14 protein-coding genes are annotated in these 17,157 nt (G+C 69.0%); 6 read left to right on the top strand and 8 right to left on the bottom strand.

Annotation, left to right across the window (positions count from 1 at the left end; translation table 11 throughout):
- Positions 1-32 precede the first annotated feature (32 nt).
- The 4 genes from ACOZ38_RS27935 to ACOZ38_RS27920 all read left to right on the top strand — a co-directional run bounded on the left by ACOZ38_RS27935 (position 33) and on the right by ACOZ38_RS27920 (position 3,617).
- Positions 33-338, top strand: coding sequence for a transposase family protein (locus ACOZ38_RS27935; RefSeq protein ID WP_424534136.1), 306 nt, complete (start codon positions 33-35; stop codon positions 336-338).
- An 814-nt stretch (positions 339-1,152) separates the two neighbouring features.
- Complete coding sequence (locus ACOZ38_RS27930; RefSeq protein ID WP_424534135.1) at positions 1,153-1,392, top strand: hypothetical protein; 240 nt, start codon at positions 1,153-1,155, stop codon at positions 1,390-1,392.
- Positions 1,389-2,537 carry an oxalate decarboxylase family bicupin gene (locus ACOZ38_RS27925; RefSeq protein ID WP_424534134.1) on the top strand — a complete coding sequence of 383 codons (1,149 nt, stop codon included), beginning with the start codon at positions 1,389-1,391 and terminating at the stop codon, positions 2,535-2,537. The genes ACOZ38_RS27930 and ACOZ38_RS27925 overlap by 4 nt, the downstream gene beginning before the upstream one ends.
- Positions 2,538-2,969: 432 nt before the next feature.
- Entirely contained in the window at positions 2,970-3,617 is a 648-nt protein-coding gene (locus ACOZ38_RS27920; protein WP_424534133.1) for a DUF1275 family protein, read from the top strand.
- Between the two features lie 10 nt (positions 3,618-3,627).
- Here ACOZ38_RS27920 and ACOZ38_RS27915 read toward each other — a convergent pair whose 3' ends face one another.
- The 3 genes from ACOZ38_RS27915 to ACOZ38_RS27905 form a co-directional block, all read right to left on the bottom strand.
- Positions 3,628-3,753, bottom strand: coding sequence for a hypothetical protein (locus tag ACOZ38_RS27915; protein ID WP_424534132.1), 126 nt, complete (start codon positions 3,751-3,753; stop codon positions 3,628-3,630).
- Positions 3,754-3,976: 223 nt separating this feature from the next.
- Positions 3,977-4,732, bottom strand: coding sequence for a response regulator (locus ACOZ38_RS27910; RefSeq protein WP_424537095.1), 756 nt, complete (start codon positions 4,730-4,732; stop codon positions 3,977-3,979).
- Positions 4,729-5,883, bottom strand: coding sequence for a sensor histidine kinase (locus ACOZ38_RS27905; protein ID WP_424534131.1), 1,155 nt, complete (start codon positions 5,881-5,883; stop codon positions 4,729-4,731). The genes ACOZ38_RS27910 and ACOZ38_RS27905 overlap by 4 nt, the downstream gene beginning before the upstream one ends.
- A gap of 328 nt (positions 5,884-6,211) precedes the next feature.
- On the opposite strand from ACOZ38_RS27905, the gene ACOZ38_RS27900 reads away from it, so the two are divergent.
- Positions 6,212-7,009, top strand: coding sequence for a DUF998 domain-containing protein (locus ACOZ38_RS27900; RefSeq protein ID WP_424534130.1), 798 nt, complete (start codon positions 6,212-6,214; stop codon positions 7,007-7,009).
- A gap of 122 nt (positions 7,010-7,131) precedes the next feature.
- Here the strand turns inward: ACOZ38_RS27900 and ACOZ38_RS27895 are convergent, their stop codons facing one another.
- On the bottom strand, positions 7,132-8,520 hold the full coding sequence (locus ACOZ38_RS27895) for a mercuric reductase (RefSeq protein ID WP_424534129.1): 1,389 nt from the start codon (positions 8,518-8,520) through the stop codon (positions 7,132-7,134).
- 418 nt (positions 8,521-8,938) lie between these two features.
- Between ACOZ38_RS27895 and ACOZ38_RS27890 the strand changes: the two genes are divergently transcribed.
- Complete coding sequence (locus ACOZ38_RS27890; protein WP_424534128.1) at positions 8,939-10,942, top strand: S8 family serine peptidase; 2,004 nt, start codon at positions 8,939-8,941, stop codon at positions 10,940-10,942.
- A gap of 69 nt (positions 10,943-11,011) precedes the next feature.
- Here the strand turns inward: ACOZ38_RS27890 and ACOZ38_RS27885 are convergent, their stop codons facing one another.
- From ACOZ38_RS27885 to ACOZ38_RS27870, 4 genes are read right to left on the bottom strand one after another with little or no spacing between them, the layout of a single operon-like run.
- Entirely contained in the window at positions 11,012-13,318 is a 2,307-nt protein-coding gene (locus ACOZ38_RS27885) for a hypothetical protein (protein ID WP_424534127.1), read from the bottom strand.
- Complete coding sequence (locus tag ACOZ38_RS27880) at positions 13,315-15,042, bottom strand: ABC transporter permease subunit (RefSeq protein WP_424534126.1); 1,728 nt, start codon at positions 15,040-15,042, stop codon at positions 13,315-13,317. The genes ACOZ38_RS27885 and ACOZ38_RS27880 overlap by 4 nt, the downstream gene beginning before the upstream one ends.
- Positions 15,042-16,289, bottom strand: coding sequence for a hypothetical protein (locus ACOZ38_RS27875; RefSeq protein WP_424534125.1), 1,248 nt, complete (start codon positions 16,287-16,289; stop codon positions 15,042-15,044). Before ACOZ38_RS27875 ends, ACOZ38_RS27880 begins: the two co-directional genes overlap by 1 nt.
- Positions 16,273-16,917 (bottom strand): ATP-binding cassette domain-containing protein, encoded by a 645-nt coding sequence (locus tag ACOZ38_RS27870; RefSeq protein ID WP_424534124.1) that lies wholly within the window; start codon positions 16,915-16,917, stop codon positions 16,273-16,275. Before ACOZ38_RS27870 ends, ACOZ38_RS27875 begins: the two co-directional genes overlap by 17 nt.
- Positions 16,918-17,157: the final 240 nt, after the last annotated feature.

The following is a 17,157-nucleotide window of genomic DNA, read 5'->3' as shown; positions in this document are numbered from 1 at the left end:
CCTATTTCTCCGGCAAGCACCTCGTGCACGGCATGAACATCCAGTTCATCGGCTCACCGGACGAGACCATCCTGTGGATCTCGGGCGCCCTGCCAGGCAAGACCCACGTCCTGAGCGCCGCCCGCATCTGGGGCATCCTGCGCGAACTGGAGAACGCGGGCATCATCACCCTGGCGGATAAGGCGTACCAGGGTGCCGAGAGCCGGTCGTCACCCCGTACAAGGGCAAGAACAAGCCCGAACCCCAGAAACGAGCCAACCGCTCCACTCCACGGACCCGGCGAACACGCGAACGCCCAGCTAAAGAGCTGGAAGATCCTCCGCAAAGCTGCGCTGTAGCCCTTCGAAAGGCCGGCCACCTGTGCAAAGCCATCGCCGTCCTTCAAAACCACCGGGTCGCACAGGTCGCCTGAGGATGAAAAAGGTTGTCTATAGGGAGGCGAATAATTGTTGATCATTGCCGCTGTGTTCTGTTCCGGTTTCGTCCGGTAGGTAGTTAGGTGCGTTGTCCGAGAAGATGTTCTGGCTACAGGTAGATGTTGCGCTTAATCAGCACTTAGAAGCGCCTGATGCTAATTAGTCGGCATTGCCGGTCGACCTGCCGCCCAGGTGCACAATTTTGGCGTGATCTTAGTTTCGTGCATCTCTTTGTAGGGGTATTCCGCATGAGCGTCGCCACTTCAGCGAATTAAGGGACATATGCCGCGATCCGGTATTTCAGGCGATTTGGGGGGAGCTAGTGGTCGTTCCTAGCGCGGTTTCTGACAGGCCTATAGATAGGCGTGCACCGGTCCGTCAGGGCGTCCGGATCGTGCCCACACTCGGGCCGGTCTTCGTCGCAGCGATCGCGTATGTGGATCCCGGCGATGCGGCATCTCCACCCAGGCCGCCAGGCGCCAACCGGCTCTGGTCCGCAGGATCCTGCGGTTGGACTGCTCGGTCGCGCTGGGCCTGGCCACGATGATCAACGTCTCGATGATCGCCCTGGGCGCCGGGCTTTTGCTCCCTGCCCCTCACCCTGCTGTTGTGAGGCTGTTTTGTGCTGCTGAGCTGTTGTAACCCGATCCCGCCACCGAGGTAACCGATGCCAGCGCCGAGCGACCTCACCCCTACCGACTCCGCCCGAGAGTTGGAGTACGGTCCTGCGATTCCGGTGAGCGTACCGGTCTCGATGTCACGGACCCGGATCAAGCTGGCCGCCTTCATCCTGCTCACCGCTGCAGCACCCGTCTTCGATACCCCGGTGTGGCTCACGCTGGCACTGACGCTCATGTGTCTCGCCATACCGCTGGCCGTTGCGGCACTGGGCGGCGCGGATCTCGTCCGCGAACTGTTCCTGCTGCCGCCACGACCGATCCCACTCGCAACGATCCGAAAGGACGATCACATATGACCAAGCCCATGCAGCAGCGCATCCCGCATCCGCAGCGCGACGGCAAGGGGGGCCTGGACACCGGGCCCCGCAACGTCGAACTGGACCTGCAGAACCCCGACCTGCTCACGCCGCCGGAGACCGACCGCGGCACCGTTCCCAACATGAAGTTCTCCTTCTCCATGGCGCACACTCGCATCGAGCAGGGCGGCTGGACGCGAGAGGTCACCCAGCGGGAGCTGCCGATCGCCACCACGCTGGCCGGTGTGGACATGAAGCTCAATCCCGGTGCCTACCGTGAGCTGCACTGGCACAAGGAGGCCGAGTGGGGGTACGTGCTGGAGGGAAGTTGCCGCATCGGCGCCGTCGACCAGGAGGGCCGCAACTTCCTGGACGACGTGCAGAAGGGCGACCTGTGGTTCTTCCCCAAGGGCGTGCCGCACTACATCCAGGCGCTGGACGAGGGCGTGGAGTTCCTGCTGGTCTTCGACGACGGCGGATTCTCCGAGAACTCCACCTTCATGATGAGCGACTGGTTCGCCCACACCCCCAAGAGCGTCCTCGCCAAGAACTTCGGCTGGACGCCACAGCAGATGGCCAACATGCCGGAGAAGGAGAAGTACATCTTCCAGGGTCAGGTGCCGCCTCGCGTGGACTCCGACCGGGTCGTCAGCCCCACCGGCGACGTACCCAGCACCTTCAAACACCGGATGCTCGCACAACCGGCGGAGCGGTTCTCCGGCGGGACCGTCCGCATCGTCGACTCCACGATCTTCAAGGCGGCCACCACCATCTCCGCCGCGCTCGTGGAGATCGAACCCGGCGGCCTGCGCGAGCTGCACTGGCACCCGACCGACGACGAGTGGCAGTACTACATCTCCGGTTTCGGCCGGATGGGGGTTTTCGCCAGCTCGGGGCTGGCCCGCACATTCGACTTCCAGGCGGGCGATGTCGGCTATGTGCCGTTCGCCTACGGACACTACGTCGAGAACCTCGGCAAGGAGCCGCTGGTCTTCCTGGAGATGTTCCGCAACCCTCGGTTTGAGGACATCTCGGCCACTCAGTGGATGGCCAACCTGCCACCCCAGGTCAGCGCGGACACCATCAACATGCCCCGCTCCATGATCGAGGCGCTCCCGAAAGACAAACGCCCGGTCGTCGCCTGAGCCGACACCCGAAGCCGGCGACGTAGCGCCCGGCCCAGCCGACGTTCGCGCCCTGGGCCGGGCCCAGAACCTTCGACGTCCGGGCTGATCTCTGCCCGGCAGCCGTGGGCTTGATGTACAAGGGGCTGTTCCTGACAGATCCCCTCGCCGTGCCCTGGCCGGTGGTGGTTACCTGGCTGAGCAGTTGGGGATCGCGATTCTTCGCAGGTGAAGCGGTACGGGGTGCGCCCGCTGCCGATCCAGTGGGTATGAAAGATGATCTGGTAGCACCGGAGGAAGCAATTTCTGGCGCCGTTACCGGACATGCCGGCCTTCGAGAAGGTACGAGACATGCCACAACGCGGAACTGGACCAGGTCACGACGGCCGCCAACCTCCCGGATTCAAAACGTGGCTTAGCTCACAAGCCAACTTCAGGTCGCCGCTGCTCGCGGTGTTCCTGACGACCATGTTGGCTGGCGTCCTGGACGCGTTCGCGCTATTGACCTACAAGGTGTTCGTCGGGATCCAGACGGGCAATCTCCTCTTTGTCGCCATGGGGCTGGCGGGCCAGCTAAAGTACTGGCCGACCGCGCTGGCCTCGCTAATCGCCTTCGGCGTCGGAGGCCTCATCGGGGCGACAATCCGGCGAGTCGCGGCCGCCAAACGGCCGCCGCCACCAGTTCTGGAACTGGCCGCAATGATGTTGGTGCTGATCATTTGGGCTGTCGTGAACGGCCTACTCGACTCTGGCGGCGCGGAACAGACCCACCGCGCCCTGCTCGCAGCCCTCGGTGGGCTCGCCACCGGCATTTTGGGCTGGTTGTTCGTCAACACCTTCGGCATCCCCACAACCACCAGTTACCAAACGGGCACTGTCCTGCGCGTCATAACAGGGTTGGCCGACTGGCTGTTGGGATGGGGAGATGACCGGTCACGGGCCCGGCGCGTCACCGGATACGGGCTGCTCAGCCTCATCGGTTATGGGCTTGGCGGTGTGGTCGGCGCATCGGCCCATACACGGCCCGAAGCGATGTTCGTGATCGCCGGAGTCCTGGTGATTCTGCTGCTGGCGCTCGCCCGGACGTCCCCGCCGGGCTGAGAAGCGGATGTCAGGCCTCGTCGTCCCACAGGTCGCTGTCGTAGGGTTCGCCGCGGGCCAGGTCGTGTTGCAGCACGATCCGGGATGAGCGGCCCATCTCCTCCTCTTTGACCACCCACGGATCGTCGCTTCCCACGGCACGTCCTTCAAGGAGGCGTTCTCGGCGATCTCGACGGCTGCGCGGTGGGCGGGGGAGCCGTGCTGGCGTGGCCTGCCTGCCAGGGGTTCCCAGCAGGAGGCGCATCGTACCCGGGTGGCAAGATTCCGTTCCAAATCCCTCTGCCCCCCGAGGCAACGGACGGCTCATGTCGTCGGCCGCTCCGCTGACTCGATGTTCGACCTACGCGCTTGTCGGTGCGTCACGCGGATGAGCGTGGAGCGTCTTTCGCTCCGACCGGTGTGACGAGGCCGGTCTCGTAGGCCAGCACCACGGCCTGAACTCGATCCCGCAGGTGGAGCTTGCCTAAGATGTGCCCGACGTGGGTCTTGATCGTATGCTCGGACACGACGAGTTCGGCCGCGATATCCGCGTTGGTAAGGCCTTTGGCGACAAGGGTGAGGACCTCCGTCTCTCGTGGGGTCAGGTCGGCCAGCCGCTCCGGGCGCACCGGCGGTGTCGACCGGTCAGCTCGGATGAAGTCGGCGATGAGCCGCTTGGTCACGGCTGGGGCCAGCAGAGAATCGCCCGCGGCGACGACCCGCACGGCTGTGACCAGTTCGGACGCGGTGGCGTCTTTGAGGAGGAATCCGCTGGCGCCCGCGCGGAGCGCCTGGTAGACGTACTCGTCGAGGTGAAAGGTGGTCAACACCAGCACCTTGAGCGGCTGGTTGGCCGGCGGCTCGAGACCCGCCGAGAAGTCCAACGCCGGTTCGTCGTGCGTGGACCGCTCGAGCAACCGGCGGGTCGCCTCCAGCCCGTCCAGCTTCGGCATCCGGATGTCCATCATCACCACATCCGGTCGCTCGCCCCGCCGGCTCAGCTCCGCGATCGTCGCCAGCGCCTCCACACCGTCCCCGGCGGTCCCCACCACTGACAGGTCCGGCTGCGCGTCCAGCAGGAACGTGAATCCTTCCCGCACCATGGCCTGGTCGTCGACGATGAACACCCGCGTCACCACAGTGCGCCACGGTGGTCGGTGGTGACCGGCACTGCGGCGCTGACAGTGAACCCGCCGTCCGGTCGGGTCTCAACGGCCAACTCGCCACGCACGATCGCTATCCGTTCACGCATCCCCGCGAGACCGTGCCCGGACCCCGCTGGTGCCAGCCGGGTGGGCCGGGGCGGCGGTTCGTTGTCCACCCTGATCCGCACCTGGTCCGCCGCGTGCCGCAGTTCGACCCGCACCGGCGCTCCCGGGGCGTGCCGCCGCACGTTGCTCAGGGCCTCCTGTACCACTCGATACAGGACGAGGCCAACGGTGGGCGGCACCGGGTGGGGGTTCCCATGCACCGTCAGCGTCGCCGGCACGCTGGAGGAGTGAGCCTCGGCCACCAGGGCTTCGATGTCACCCAGGCCGGGCTGCGGTGTGAGGTCCACTTCGTCATCGTCGCGGCGCAGGACGCCAAGGAGCTGGCGGGTCTCGTTGAGCGCCTGCCGGGTGGCGTCGCCCACCGCGGCGAACTCAGCGCGCACCGGATCATCATCCGGCGCCGACCGCAGGCCGGCCAACCGGTATGGCGCGGTCTCCGTCCGCACCGCGATAAGGGACAAATGGTGCGCGATGATGTCATGCAGTTCACCGACGATGCGGGCCCGCTCCTCCAGCACGGCCCGCCGGGTCTGCTCCTCGGCCACCGACCGATTCACCATGTCAAGTTGCTGTTCGATCCGGTCCTGCCGGCCGACGCCCAGGCCGGCCAGCGTGGCGGCGCCTACCGCCAGAATTCCCGATATCACGGCTCCGGACAGCGGCCCGGTGCCGACCGCCACCCCTGCTGGGACGACCAGCAGGAGGCTGACCCCGGCGACGGCCAGGTCGCAGGGCAACGGACAGCGCGCGATCGTCATCATCAGGACCGGGAGATACAGCAGCATTCCGGGTGTCCAGGGTGACCCAAGGTCGTGCCCGCCACCCCCGTGGGCGAGCACCGCCGCAACGGCCAGTGTCAGCACGGTGCCCACGACGGTAAGCCGCCAGGCCGTCAGCGGGCGGCGCCGCATGATCAAAACCGGAATCATGTGAAGCAGGACGACGACCGGCACCACCGCGCCCCCGTAATCGGGGAGATACCCGTTGCTGACCTCGCCCGCGGACAGCGCTGCCACCGCTACCACGAGCAGCACCCGCTGGGCATACCGTCTCCGGCCGGTGCCCCAGGCGGACGGCGCCAGGTCCCGGTCCCTCCCGGTGATCAGCACGTATCGCACCGCGTACCCTGCCCGACCGGCAAACCCGCCGAGACCAGCCCCGCCTACCGTGCTGTCCATGCCGGCCAGGCTAACCAGCGGAAGACCCGTCCGCATCGCTCCGTGGGGCGATCCTCAGCATCACCATCAGGTCGCACATCGGCCGCTCAGGCGGCGACGGGGATGAGGCGGAAGATCAATCAGCAGACCGACGCTGATGAGTCCCCGTAACTCCCAGCCTTGCCGCATGGGTACCGCAGAGCTGACATCCTCGCCCGCCCCGTCAAAAGCAACCGCCATCGCCGATCCCTCCCCGCGCCGCCTCGCTCGGATGCTTGCCGGCTTCGGGTCACTGTGGATCGCTTGCGCGCTCGCGACCGCGCTCGCCAGCGAACTGGGCCGGCCGGGCGGCATCGACCTGATCCGCCCCACCTTCAGCGAGCTGATCTTCACCGGCCTCGGCGCGCGCCTGGTTGGCATCAGTATGATCGCGCTCGCCTCTGCATCGATCTGCATCGCTTTCGCGCTGATCGACCTGCAAGCGCCGGCCGACCGCCTCGCCTGGGTGCTGATCGCCGGCTGGACCGGCGCTCTGGTGCTGGCCGCGATCTTCCCAATGTCGCCGGTGGGAGCGCTGCCGACCTGGTCTGACGCATTGCACCGTTACACCGCACTTGTCGGGTTCGTCTGCCTGCCGGTGGCCGGGCTGCGGCTGGCCCGTCGATTCCGAACCGATCCCCACTGGCGATCGACGGTAGCCCTCGTCCGACTGCTCTCCACGGCGAGCCTCCTCGGCATCGTCGCGTTCGTTGCCACATTCATCCCGACCAATGACCCTATGTGGCTGCTCGGCGCACGGCAGTACAGCGGCATCACCGAACGCCTACCGCTGGCCACCAACATCGCGTTGCTGGCCACACTGGCGGCGGCAGTACTGCGTGCCGCCGCTCAACCTGCACGCGATTGGCCTGCTCCTACCGGCGGCGTGGCAGGCGTGGAGGACGCTGGTGCATCCGCGTTGTGGAGAGCGCGCGGCCGGGTCTGAGTGCCATCGGGCAGTTCGTCGTTGGAGCAATACGCATCAGTACCAGGCCAATTCACCAGCCTTCCCGAGTTGGGCCAAATTGGTCCGCAAGCCAGCGGGCCGGCGCGGGACGACGCGCCGTCTTAGGCGTCGAACATCGCGAAGAGGGTGTTGAGGCCTTCCGCCAGGAGCGGGTGCGTGAAGATCGCGTCCGCCATGGCGGTGTAAGTGAGCTCGCCCAGCATGGCGACCTGGATCATGGTCATGATCTCGCCGCCTTCACTGCCGAGGACCGCGCAACCCAGGATCCGCCCGCTGTCCGCGTCGACGACGGCCTTCATGAAGCCGCGCGTCTCCCCGGTCTCGATGGCCCGAATGACGGCGCTCATCGGGAGCTTCGCCACCCGGATCGCGCGTCCTTGCGCCTTGGCCTCACGCTCGGTCATGCCGGCGCGGCCAAGCTGCGGGTCGATGAACACCGTGTACGGGACGATCCGGTCCCGCGTGCTCGCCTTCTCGCCCCTGATGAGGTTGGCGTGCAGGATGCGGTAATCGTCGTAGGAAAGGTGGGTGAAGGCCGGGCCGCCCTTGACATCCCCCATCGCGTAGACGCTGGGGATACTGGTTTCCAGGTACTCGTCGACCTCGATGAAGCCGTGATCGTTGACACGGATGCCGGCCGCCTCGAGGGTGAGCGCCTCGGTATTCGGGATGCGGCCGATGGCCGACAGCAGATGCGAGCCTTCGAACTGTCGCTCACCGTCCTCCGTGCGAACGGTGAGGCGCAGGCAGCCGCCGTCGACCGACTCAACCCGGACCGGCGTCGACGAGATCAGGACCGTGATCCCGTCATCGCGCAAGATAGCGGCGACCTCGTCCGAGACGTCCTCGTCCTCGAGCATCATCAGACGCGCGGCGCTTTGGATGATGGTCACCTCGCTGCCGAACCGGCGGAACATCTGCCCGAACTCAAGCCCGATGTAGCCGCCACCGAGGATGATCAGGTGCTCCGGGAGTTCGTCCAACTCCATGATCGATGTTGAATCGAGCACGGGGACGTCGCCCGCGCCGGTGATCGCCAGCGGCTTGGGCCGGGCACCCGTGTCGATGACGACCACCGGCGCGCTGATCTGCCGCGTCCCGCCGTCCGTCAAAGCGATCTCGACCGTCCTCGGCCCCGTGAAATGGGCCTCGCCTTCGATCACGTCAAGCCCGTCCTGCGCCAGACGGCTCACGTAGTTCTGTCGCGCACCGGCGACCATAACCCGTTTACGCTCGCGCACCGCGGCCAGGTCCACCGATACCGAACCAGTACGCACGCCGTACTCCGTGCCGCGGCGCGCCTGGTAGGCGAGGCGCGCGCTGGCGACCATCGTCTTGGTCGGGGTGCACCCCGTGTTGACGCAGACGCCGCCGAGCTGGTCGCGCTCGGCCAGCGCCACCTTCTGGCCCGCCTTCGCCAGCTCGACGGGCAGGAACCGGCCGCCCTGGCTGGTCCCGATCACGATCGCGTCGTAGCGCTCATCGGCCATTGCATCTTCTCCCCGCGCCGTCTTCCGCATGCGTCACCAGCTGTCGTACGCCCCGGCGGATCAGTTCCTTCTCCTTAGCGACCTTTGCCCGCTTGCGCGCGATGTACCAGCCGAGTTGGGCCAAATTGGTGCGCAGGCCACACCCGCCACACCGGCCGTCTGATGACAGCGCCGTACCCGCACGGTGATACGTCCGATCCCCCGGCAGATACGGACATGTCACACGTTGGTCGCAAATTGCCACCGACCTATGACAAAAGCGAAAAATCTCGTAAACATGACCAACCCCCTCTCGGGGTCCACATGGAGGGCACTCAAGATCCTGTGGCCACCCCCACACTTTTCCGAAAGGCCTGGAATGAACTCTAGGTCGGGCAGACATGCCCTCACCATCACAGCAGCAACCGCCGTCATCGCCGTGATCGGTGCGGTCCTCACACCGACCGCGGCGGTGGCGGACACGGTCGGCCCTAACCTCAGCTACGTCGTCAACGCCGTCGACAAGGGACACACGGCGGGTGCCGCCGCCGCGGCGACCGAGGCCGGCGGGCAGGTCATGATCTCGTACGCGCAGATCGGCGTGGTCATCGCGCGCTCCACCGACCCCTCGTTCGCCCAGAACGTGAAGACCGTCGCGCACGGCGACGCCGTCCTCTCCGCGGGAGCGACCCGGACCGCGGCCCTGCCCGCCATGGCCGAGAACACCGAAGAACTCGACGAGTACGTGCCGGACGCTCTGGAGAACGCGACCCGCCAGAGCGACATGATTCTCATCGGCGCGCGCGCGGCCCACGGGGTCGACCTGGGTAGCCCCACGGTCGCCGTCGGCGTTCTGGACGACGGAATCGACGCCAACCACCAGGACCTCGCCCCGGTGGTGGACCAGTCGAAGTCGGTGAACTGCGTGGGGACCGGCGCCCCGGACACCACGCCGGGCGCGTGGCGGCCTACCAGCGTCACCGCCGATTACCACGGAACGCACGTGGCCGGGACCATCGCCTCGGCGAAGAACGGCGTCGGCATCGTCGGTGTCGCGCCCGGCGTCAAGCTGGCCTCCATCAAGGTCGTCAACTCCAGTGGCTTCATCTACCCGGAGTACGCGATCTGCGGCTTCATCTGGGCAGCCGAGCACGACATCCAGGTGACGAACAACAGCTACTACATCGACCCGTGGCTGTACTGGTGCGAGAGCCAGGCCAGCCAGGCACCGGTCGTCGAGGCGGTCCGGCGCGCGGTGAACTACACCACCGAGCACGGCATCCTGAACGTGGCGGCGGCGGGCAACGAGAACCAGGACCTCGCCACCAAGACGGTCGACACCACCAGCCCGGACGACACCACCCCGGTGCGGCGCACCCTCGACCCCAGCTGCCTCGATCTGCCGACCGAACTGCCCGGCGTGGTGTCGGTGTCGTCCACCACCCAGCCCACCGCTCCCGCCTCCGCCATCGGGCCGTGGTACCTGGGCCTGACCACGCAGCCGGCCCGATCGTCGTTCTCCAGCTTCGGGCTCGGGGTGGTGGACGTGGCCGCCCCCGGATCGAGCATCTACTCCACCTCGCCGTCGACCGGGGTGAGCAGTTACCGGACGCTGTCCGGCACCTCGATGGCCTCGCCGCACGTGGCGGGCGTCGCCGCGCTGCTGGTGTCGAAGCATCCCGGAGCCACTCCCGACTACATCGCCGAGCTCCTGCGCAAGCAGGCCATTCCGCTCGCCTGTCCCACCTCCGGCACCGATTACACCCAGGGCCGGTGCAAGGTCGATCCGGCGCACCCCGCGGTCAACGGTTTCTTCGGGTACGGCCTCGTCAACGCCTACAAGGCGGTCACCGAGGCGGAGGATGTGACACCGCCCACCGTCACGGTCACCGGAGTCAGCCAGGACGAGCGGATCACTCTTGGTAAGCCGGTGGCTCCTGCCTGCTCGACGACCGACGATGACAGCGGCGTGGCTAAGCCCGCCACGCTGTCCGTCACCGGTGGACCCACGGTGAACTACTTCACCGCCACCTGCTCCGGCGGTCGGGACCGTGCCGGCAACCGGGCCGCCCCGGTCAGCGTCACCTACCAGGTGGTCTTCGACTGGCGGAACTTCGGGGCGCCGGTCAGCGTCGACAAGGTCAACGTCGTGAAGGCCGGCAGCGCCGTTCCGATCAAGTTCGGCCTCGGTGGCGACCAGGGGCTCGCCATCTTCGCGGCGGGCTTCCCCGCGCTGCGCGCGACGGCGTGCGACACCTCGGCTCCGCGGGAGGTGGCCGAGCAGACGGTCACCGCGGGTTCGAGCTCCCTGACGTACGACCCGGTTGCCAAGCAGTACCAGTACGTCTGGAAGACGGAGAAGTCCTTGGCGAAGACGTGTGGGCGCCTGGAGGTCACGTTGACCGACGGCACCACCCACACGGCGAACTTCATGTTCTCCTAGAATCCGCCTCCGGCGGTGGCCCGGGGCAGGCGCCCTGGGCCACCGCCGGATCTACCCACTTCCGGTGGGCTACGGCCCGGAGGGGAGCCCGTCCAGCTCAAGCAGGCGGCGCCGTATCTCGGTGACCTGGAGCGGCTCGGCGATCCCGTCCCACGGGGCGAGCGCGTCCAGCCCCTTGTCGCGCTGCGCCCTGGCGTTCCGCGGCTCCGCCGTCGCCAGGCGCAGCCGCGCCAGGGCGGTGGTCACCCCGGTCGCCGGGAGCCGCCGCAGCGCCGACCGGAGAAGCCTCGCGGCCTCCTTGCGTCTGGTCTCCGGCAGCGTGGCCGCCTGGTGTACCTGGCAGCGTGCCTGGCCGATGGTGTCACCTGACCGCGCGTACAGCTGGACCGCCTTCTTCCAGCCCGCCGTGGCGTCGTGCGCCCGGTCGAGGTACCAGTCGACGAGCGCGAGCAGCTCGCAGGCGTGGGCCTCGGCGTCTACGTCGCCCGCCTGCCGCGCGATGTGGAGCGCATGCACCAGCGTGCCCAGCGCGTCGGTGTACAGGCGGTTCGCCTCGTCCGTCCGGCCCTGCGAGGCGCTCACCTGCCCCCGGCGTATCCGCAGGACCGCCATGTTGATCCATCGGGTGGCCTGCCCCGCGGCGTCGCCCCCCGGTAGGGCCTGGCCGTACCGGACCAGGGAGGCTTCGACGGCGGCGAACTCGTCGCCGGTCGCGAGCAGCGTCGCCGCGCGGGCCAGGTGGATCTGCGCCGGCCAGGACTCGACGCCCTCCCGTAGCCCCGCGGCGCTGTCGAGGTGCTCCTGCGCCGCGCCCGGCTCGCCGAGCACCAACGCGATCAGGCACAGGCGCAGCTCGGCGGTCGCCCGTACGTCGGCGTCGCTCAGCGCCTTGGCCGCGGACGCCAGGGCGCGGGCGGCCTCGCGGCGCTCCTTGTGGCGCTGTTCCAGCAGGAACCACACCTCCAGGGCGTCCGCGATCCGCCACAGCGGACCCGCGGCCCAGGCGGCAGGCCGGCGTGTCCGCAGTATCTGCAGCAGCGCCTTGTCCTCGACCTCGAACCAGTCGCGGGCCTCCTGCCTCGGGAGTGACTCGGCGAAGGAGTCCGCCCGGTCGGCGAAGCGCTCCACCAGGCGCTGCCACGCCGCCTTCCACTCGTCGTCCGGCGCGGTCACGATCGCGCGGGCGGCCTCCACCACCCGGATCCGGGACTCACGGACCTTCTCCACCAGGCCGTGGTGGCTCAGCTCCTCCATCGCCTGCTCCACCTCGCGCATGGACACGCCCGCGAGCGCGGCGGCCGCGTCGCCGCCGAGCTCGGCGATCGGCGCGCGCGCCAGCAACGCCAGCAGACGGCGCGCCGCCGGCCTCACCCGCCGAACCTGCATGCCGAGCAGCACCTGGAGGGTGTGGTCGTGCGGGCCCTGTTCCAGGTCGGCCGCGAGTGTGGCTATCGTGACCTGCGGATTCTCGGCCAGCCAGCGGCCGATTCCGACCGCGATGGCGGGCCTGCGCAGGAACAGGGCCGCGAGCCTGCCGGTGGCGGAGGGATCGGCCTCGACGCGGTCCGCCGCGATCTGGGAGCGCAGCAGCGCCACGCCGTCGCGGGGGTCCAGGGGGCCGACCTGCACGACGGCGACGCCCGTCGGGACCGGGTCGTCCGCGCCGGCCTTCGGATCGCCCGCGATGATCACCCAGCTTCCCCGCACGCGGCGGGGAAGCCACTCCACCTGACTCCACCGTTCGACGTTGTCCAGCACGAGCACGCCGCCGGCGTCCCGGAGTGCGGCGAAGACCTCCTGCCCGGCCTCCTCGGGGTCGTCGATCGACCCCAGTGGGAGGCCGAGCGTGCGCAGGACCCGCTCGATCACGCTCGTGGTGTCCTCGGGCTCGTCGCGGTCCTGCCCGCGAAGGTCGGCGTAGTACTGCCGGTCGGTCTCGGGCGCCAGCCTCCACGCGGCGTTGACGGCCAGCGCGGAGGTGCCTATGCCCGCCACGCCCCGCACCACGACAAACCCCCGGTCGACGGCGCGGTCGATCACTTCGCCGAGCTCGGCGTCCCGTCCGATCAGCGGCTCGACGCGTGAGGGAAGCCCCTGAGGGGACCTCGGCAGCGGCGGCACCTTCTCGCGTGAGCGGAGCCATTTGATGGCAAGCAGGAACAGGGCCCCGCCGATGAGGAGCCAGACCGGGATCAGCGGCACGAAGAAGGCGAGTGCCAGGTCCATGAGCGCGGCCCCGCCGACCGAGGAGCCGAAGGCGATGGCCAGAGCCAGGAGCTCGTTGCGGTTCTTCGGCAGTGCCGAGCGCAGCGCGGCCACCCACGGCTTGGACTTCCGGGGCGGCCCTTCGGGGGGCGCGGTCGCGGGTGAGCTCATCGGCGCACTCCCTGTGTCAGTCCCTTGACCAGCCATCGCCCGGTCGCCGCGAGCAGCAGCACCGGCACCGCGGTCAGTACGACCCCCTGCGCGGCGAGCGCGCCCGCGGACGTCGCGAACTGCCGCGCCTGCTGGAGCAGGACCAACGGAGCCTGGTCGGCCGCGGGCCAGCTCAGCAGCAGGCCCATCACCAGGTCGTTCCACGCGAGCACGAACGCGAGCACCGCCACCGTGACCACGGCGGGCCCGCTCTCGGCCGTCATCTGGAACATCGCGGAACGCCCCTGGGCGAGCGGACGCAGGACCACCGGGCGGGGCACCGACATGAAGGCGTTGCGCAGCAGCAGCACGCCCAGCGGGAGCACCAGCGCGGCGTGGACCAAGCTGAGGATCACGGTGCTGCCCAGCCACGTGCCCAGCGCCGTCCCGAGCGGCACGGCCAGCACCTGCGGCGGCAGTACCGCGAGCACGACCGCCACCGCGGCGACGCCCCGCCGCGTGCGCCGGGGCAGCTGGCCGGGCGTCAGCGCGTACGCGGCCGGCACGGCGAGCAGCACCACCAGAACGGAGACCAGCAACGCCCGCTGCGCCGTCGCCCCGAGCGCGTCGGCGAAGGCGCCGTCCGCGAACGCCTCGCCGTACGACCCGGGACCGTAGCCTCCGGTCCACCAGCCCGAGGTTGCCGCCGCGTCAGGAGATCGCCACGAGGTGAGAAGGAGCGTGACGAAGGGGAAGGCCCACACCACGGTCACCACCGCTGAGATGAGCCGTACGGCCCATCTCGGCTGCCCCGGCGCCGGGGCCCGCCCGCCCTCCTGGGGGCGTACCGCCTCCGGCCAGTCACGGCGCAGCCGCCACAGCACGAGCGTCACCACCGCGACCGCCAGCGCCGTCAACAGGATCGCGAGCGCTGATGCCCGCCCGTCGCCGAGATCGTCGCGGTGACGCCACCAGAAGAGCCCCACGACGTCGACCTCGGCCTGAACCGAGCCGGGCGCGCCGATCAGGACCAGGTCGAACACGCGGGCCGCCGCCGTGAGCACGACCAGCATCACGAGCGCCGCGGTCGGGAACAGGGCGGGGAGCACCACCGTGCGCAGCCGGCGGAGCATCCCGGCGCCGAGGACGCGGGCCATGCGCAGCAGGTCCGCCGGCACGTTGGCCAGGCCGACGTGGAACACCAGGAACGCCAGCCCCGTCCACTGCCACACGAACGCAAGGCCGAGGACCAGCCAGATCCAGCGGGTGCCGAGCATGATCGGGCCACCGCGCAGCAGGGCGCTCGCCACACCTCGGGCGGGATCGGCGTCGAAGATCAGGCGGAAGGCCACACCGGCCGTCAGCGGCGAGGTGACGGTGGGCAGGCCCAGCACGACCAGGAGCAGGCGTCGTGTGCGCGGCCCGGCGTCTCTGGCGAGCCACGCCAGCCCGAGACCGACGCCGCAGACCACCAGCGCGAGCGCGAGCCAGACGGCGTTGTGGAGCAGGGCCACCCAGACGTCCCGATCGGTCAGGACCTGCTGGTAGTCGGCTCCGACAGGAGCGCGGGTCACGCTCGTCACGAGGGTGGCGGCCAGGGGCGCGAGCAGCACGGCGGCCGTGAGCAGGACCGCGGGCAGCAGATATCCCCATGCCGTCCACCGGCTCGGTCCGTGCCACCTGGCCGGTGCGCGCGTGTCGTGACGCGGCGCCACCTCGAACAGGAAGGAATCACCGGCCGCCACTACGAACCCCCCGCCTCGCTCAGCGCGGTCAACGCGTTCATCGCGCGGCCCACGGCCGTGTCGGGCTTCTCATCGCCGACGGTGACCGAGGCGAACAGCTCGGTCAGCACCCGCCACAGGCCCTGGCCGTCGCCGCCCGCCAGTGGGCCGGTGAGCTGATCGGAGAGGTCGAACTCGACGTTGCCGCGCACCTGCTGCGCAAGCTCCTTGAGCTGATCCGGGTAGTCCTGGTCGTACCGCGGGTTGAGCGACAGGAAGCCCCCGGCGCCGGCCCACTTGCCGAGCCGGGTGGCCTCGTTTCCGGTCAGCCTCTCTAGCAGCTGCCTGCCGCGCTCTCCGCTGGACTTCAGCGCCACCACGGCATCGCCCCCGACCAACACGGGCGGTTGCCGGCCGCCGTGCCCGGGGAAGAGGAAGTGCTTCGCCGGAGGCGGCTCCCCTTGTGGGCGAGGCGTGTAGCGGTCGATGACCGGCCAGGCGAAGTCGCCCGCGGCGACCATGTCCGCGCGGCCGTACCGGAAGACGTCGAGCACCGACTCGTGGAACTGGGTGGCCAGGGCCCGCCTGCCTCCTCCAGGGAGAAGATTCTTGATGGACCACAGCCTGGCCAGGCAGCCGAGCGCATGTCTCACGGATTCGCTGGACCAGAGCGCGGGCTGGTCGTTCAGTCTTTTGTACGTGTCGCGGTCGATGCCGACGAGGACGTTCTCGAACCAGTCGCTGAGCACCCAGCCGTCGGCGGCCCCGATGGCGAGCGGCGGCTGCCCGCACTTGGCCTGCGCCTCGCACGTCCGCACCCACGAGTCCCAGCTGGCGGGCGGCTGCGTAGGGGGCCCTCCCTGCCGGTGCCACACCAGTGACTTGTGCGCGACCTTGAACCACGCACCCTTGACCGACCCGTCGTTCTCGTTCCACAGGAGGCGAGGCCAGAAGGGCGGGTCGGCGGCAGTGGAAATCGTCTGCAAGCGATCGCGGATGGCCTTCTCCCGCACCAGCCCCGGCCGGGACACTATCGCGACGTCGGGCGTGGCCGCCGGGGCCACCGGGTTTCTGAGCAGGGCGGCGATGTTGTCCCCCGCCGAGTACACGATGGTGTTGGGCTCGTCCAGGACCTCGCGGAAGCGGCTCAGCTCCCAGCCGCTCCACACCACCGCGATCCGCAGCGGGGCCTCGCCGCCGCACCCGGCGAGCCCCGCGGCCGCCAGGCCCGACAGCACGGCGAGCGCCCGCCTACGATGCATCGGCATCGACGACCTCCCAGGAGCCGGTGGGTGTGCGGAGCGTCTCCACCCGGTGCCTGTCATCGCTCACCACCAGGACCGGCAGGTCGGGATAGGCCTTCAGGCTCTCGCTCACCGCCGCGTGACATGGGGTGTATCCGGCGCGGTCCTCGATCACCACGGCCCGCGCCGCCTGCCAGTGGCACATCGCGCGGGCGAGCGCCACCCGGAGCCTTTCGTCGGGGGAGAGCTCGTGGGGCCGCCATGCGAGGAACCCCTGGAGGTTGAGCCGCCCGGCCACGTAGTTCACCTGCCCTTTGTGGAAGCCGCCGCCGCGGGGGCCGCGCAGCCCGAACGCGATGTTCTGCTCGACCGTCAGGTGGGGGAACAGGCCGCCGCCCGCGGGAACCAGGGCGATGCCGCGCGCATCGGCGGGCAGCGAGATGATCTCGCGTCCGGCGATCCGTATCCTGCCCCTGAGCGGCCACGCCTGTGCGAGCAGCACGTCGGTGAAGGCCTCCGCGTCGGCGGCGTCGCCCGCCAGCACGACCGCGGTCTCTCCGGCCTCCACGACCAGCGGGTCGGGCTTCAGTGCCCGAAGGTCACCGCCATGTTCCCAGGTGAGCCCGTCGAGCTGAAGCTGTAGTCCGGGCACGGATTCATCAGCTCCGGCAAATGGGGGGTTTTCTGTTTTGTATAGCGTAACCGCCGGTGGTCGAATGCTCTCCCCGCGAATCGTAGCCGAATCGATTTCTACGCCCGCGGACACCGGAATTCGTCCGGTTCGCCCTCCTCAGGGCGTACGCGGAAGCGGGGGAGACGCGCGGGGATCGCCGGTGACGGACGGACGCTCAACGGGCCACCGACCGGCTCGCCTCGTCTTTGGCGATGTCGT

Source organism: Sphaerisporangium viridialbum (genome assembly GCF_049674955.1).
Classification (GTDB): Bacteria; Actinomycetota; Actinomycetes; order Streptosporangiales; family Streptosporangiaceae; genus Sphaerisporangium; species Sphaerisporangium viridialbum.
This window is presented reverse-complemented; position numbering and strand designations above follow the sequence as displayed.

Coding starts and splice junctions, on each gene's coding strand:
- ACOZ38_RS27895 (WP_424534129.1), bottom strand. CDS start 8,520: ATGGCCGATGAGCGCTACGACGCGATCGTGATCGGGACCAGCCAGGGC.
- ACOZ38_RS27875 (WP_424534125.1), bottom strand. CDS start 16,289: ATGCCGATGCATCGTAGGCGGGCGCTCGCCGTGCTGTCGGGCCTGGCG.
- ACOZ38_RS27900 (WP_424534130.1), top strand. CDS start 6,212: ATGGGTACCGCAGAGCTGACATCCTCGCCCGCCCCGTCAAAAGCAACC.
- ACOZ38_RS27925 (WP_424534134.1), top strand. CDS start 1,389: ATGACCAAGCCCATGCAGCAGCGCATCCCGCATCCGCAGCGCGACGGC.
- ACOZ38_RS27885 (WP_424534127.1), bottom strand. CDS start 13,318: ATGAGCTCACCCGCGACCGCGCCCCCCGAAGGGCCGCCCCGGAAGTCC.
- ACOZ38_RS27935 (WP_424534136.1), top strand. CDS start 33: ATGAACATCCAGTTCATCGGCTCACCGGACGAGACCATCCTGTGGATC.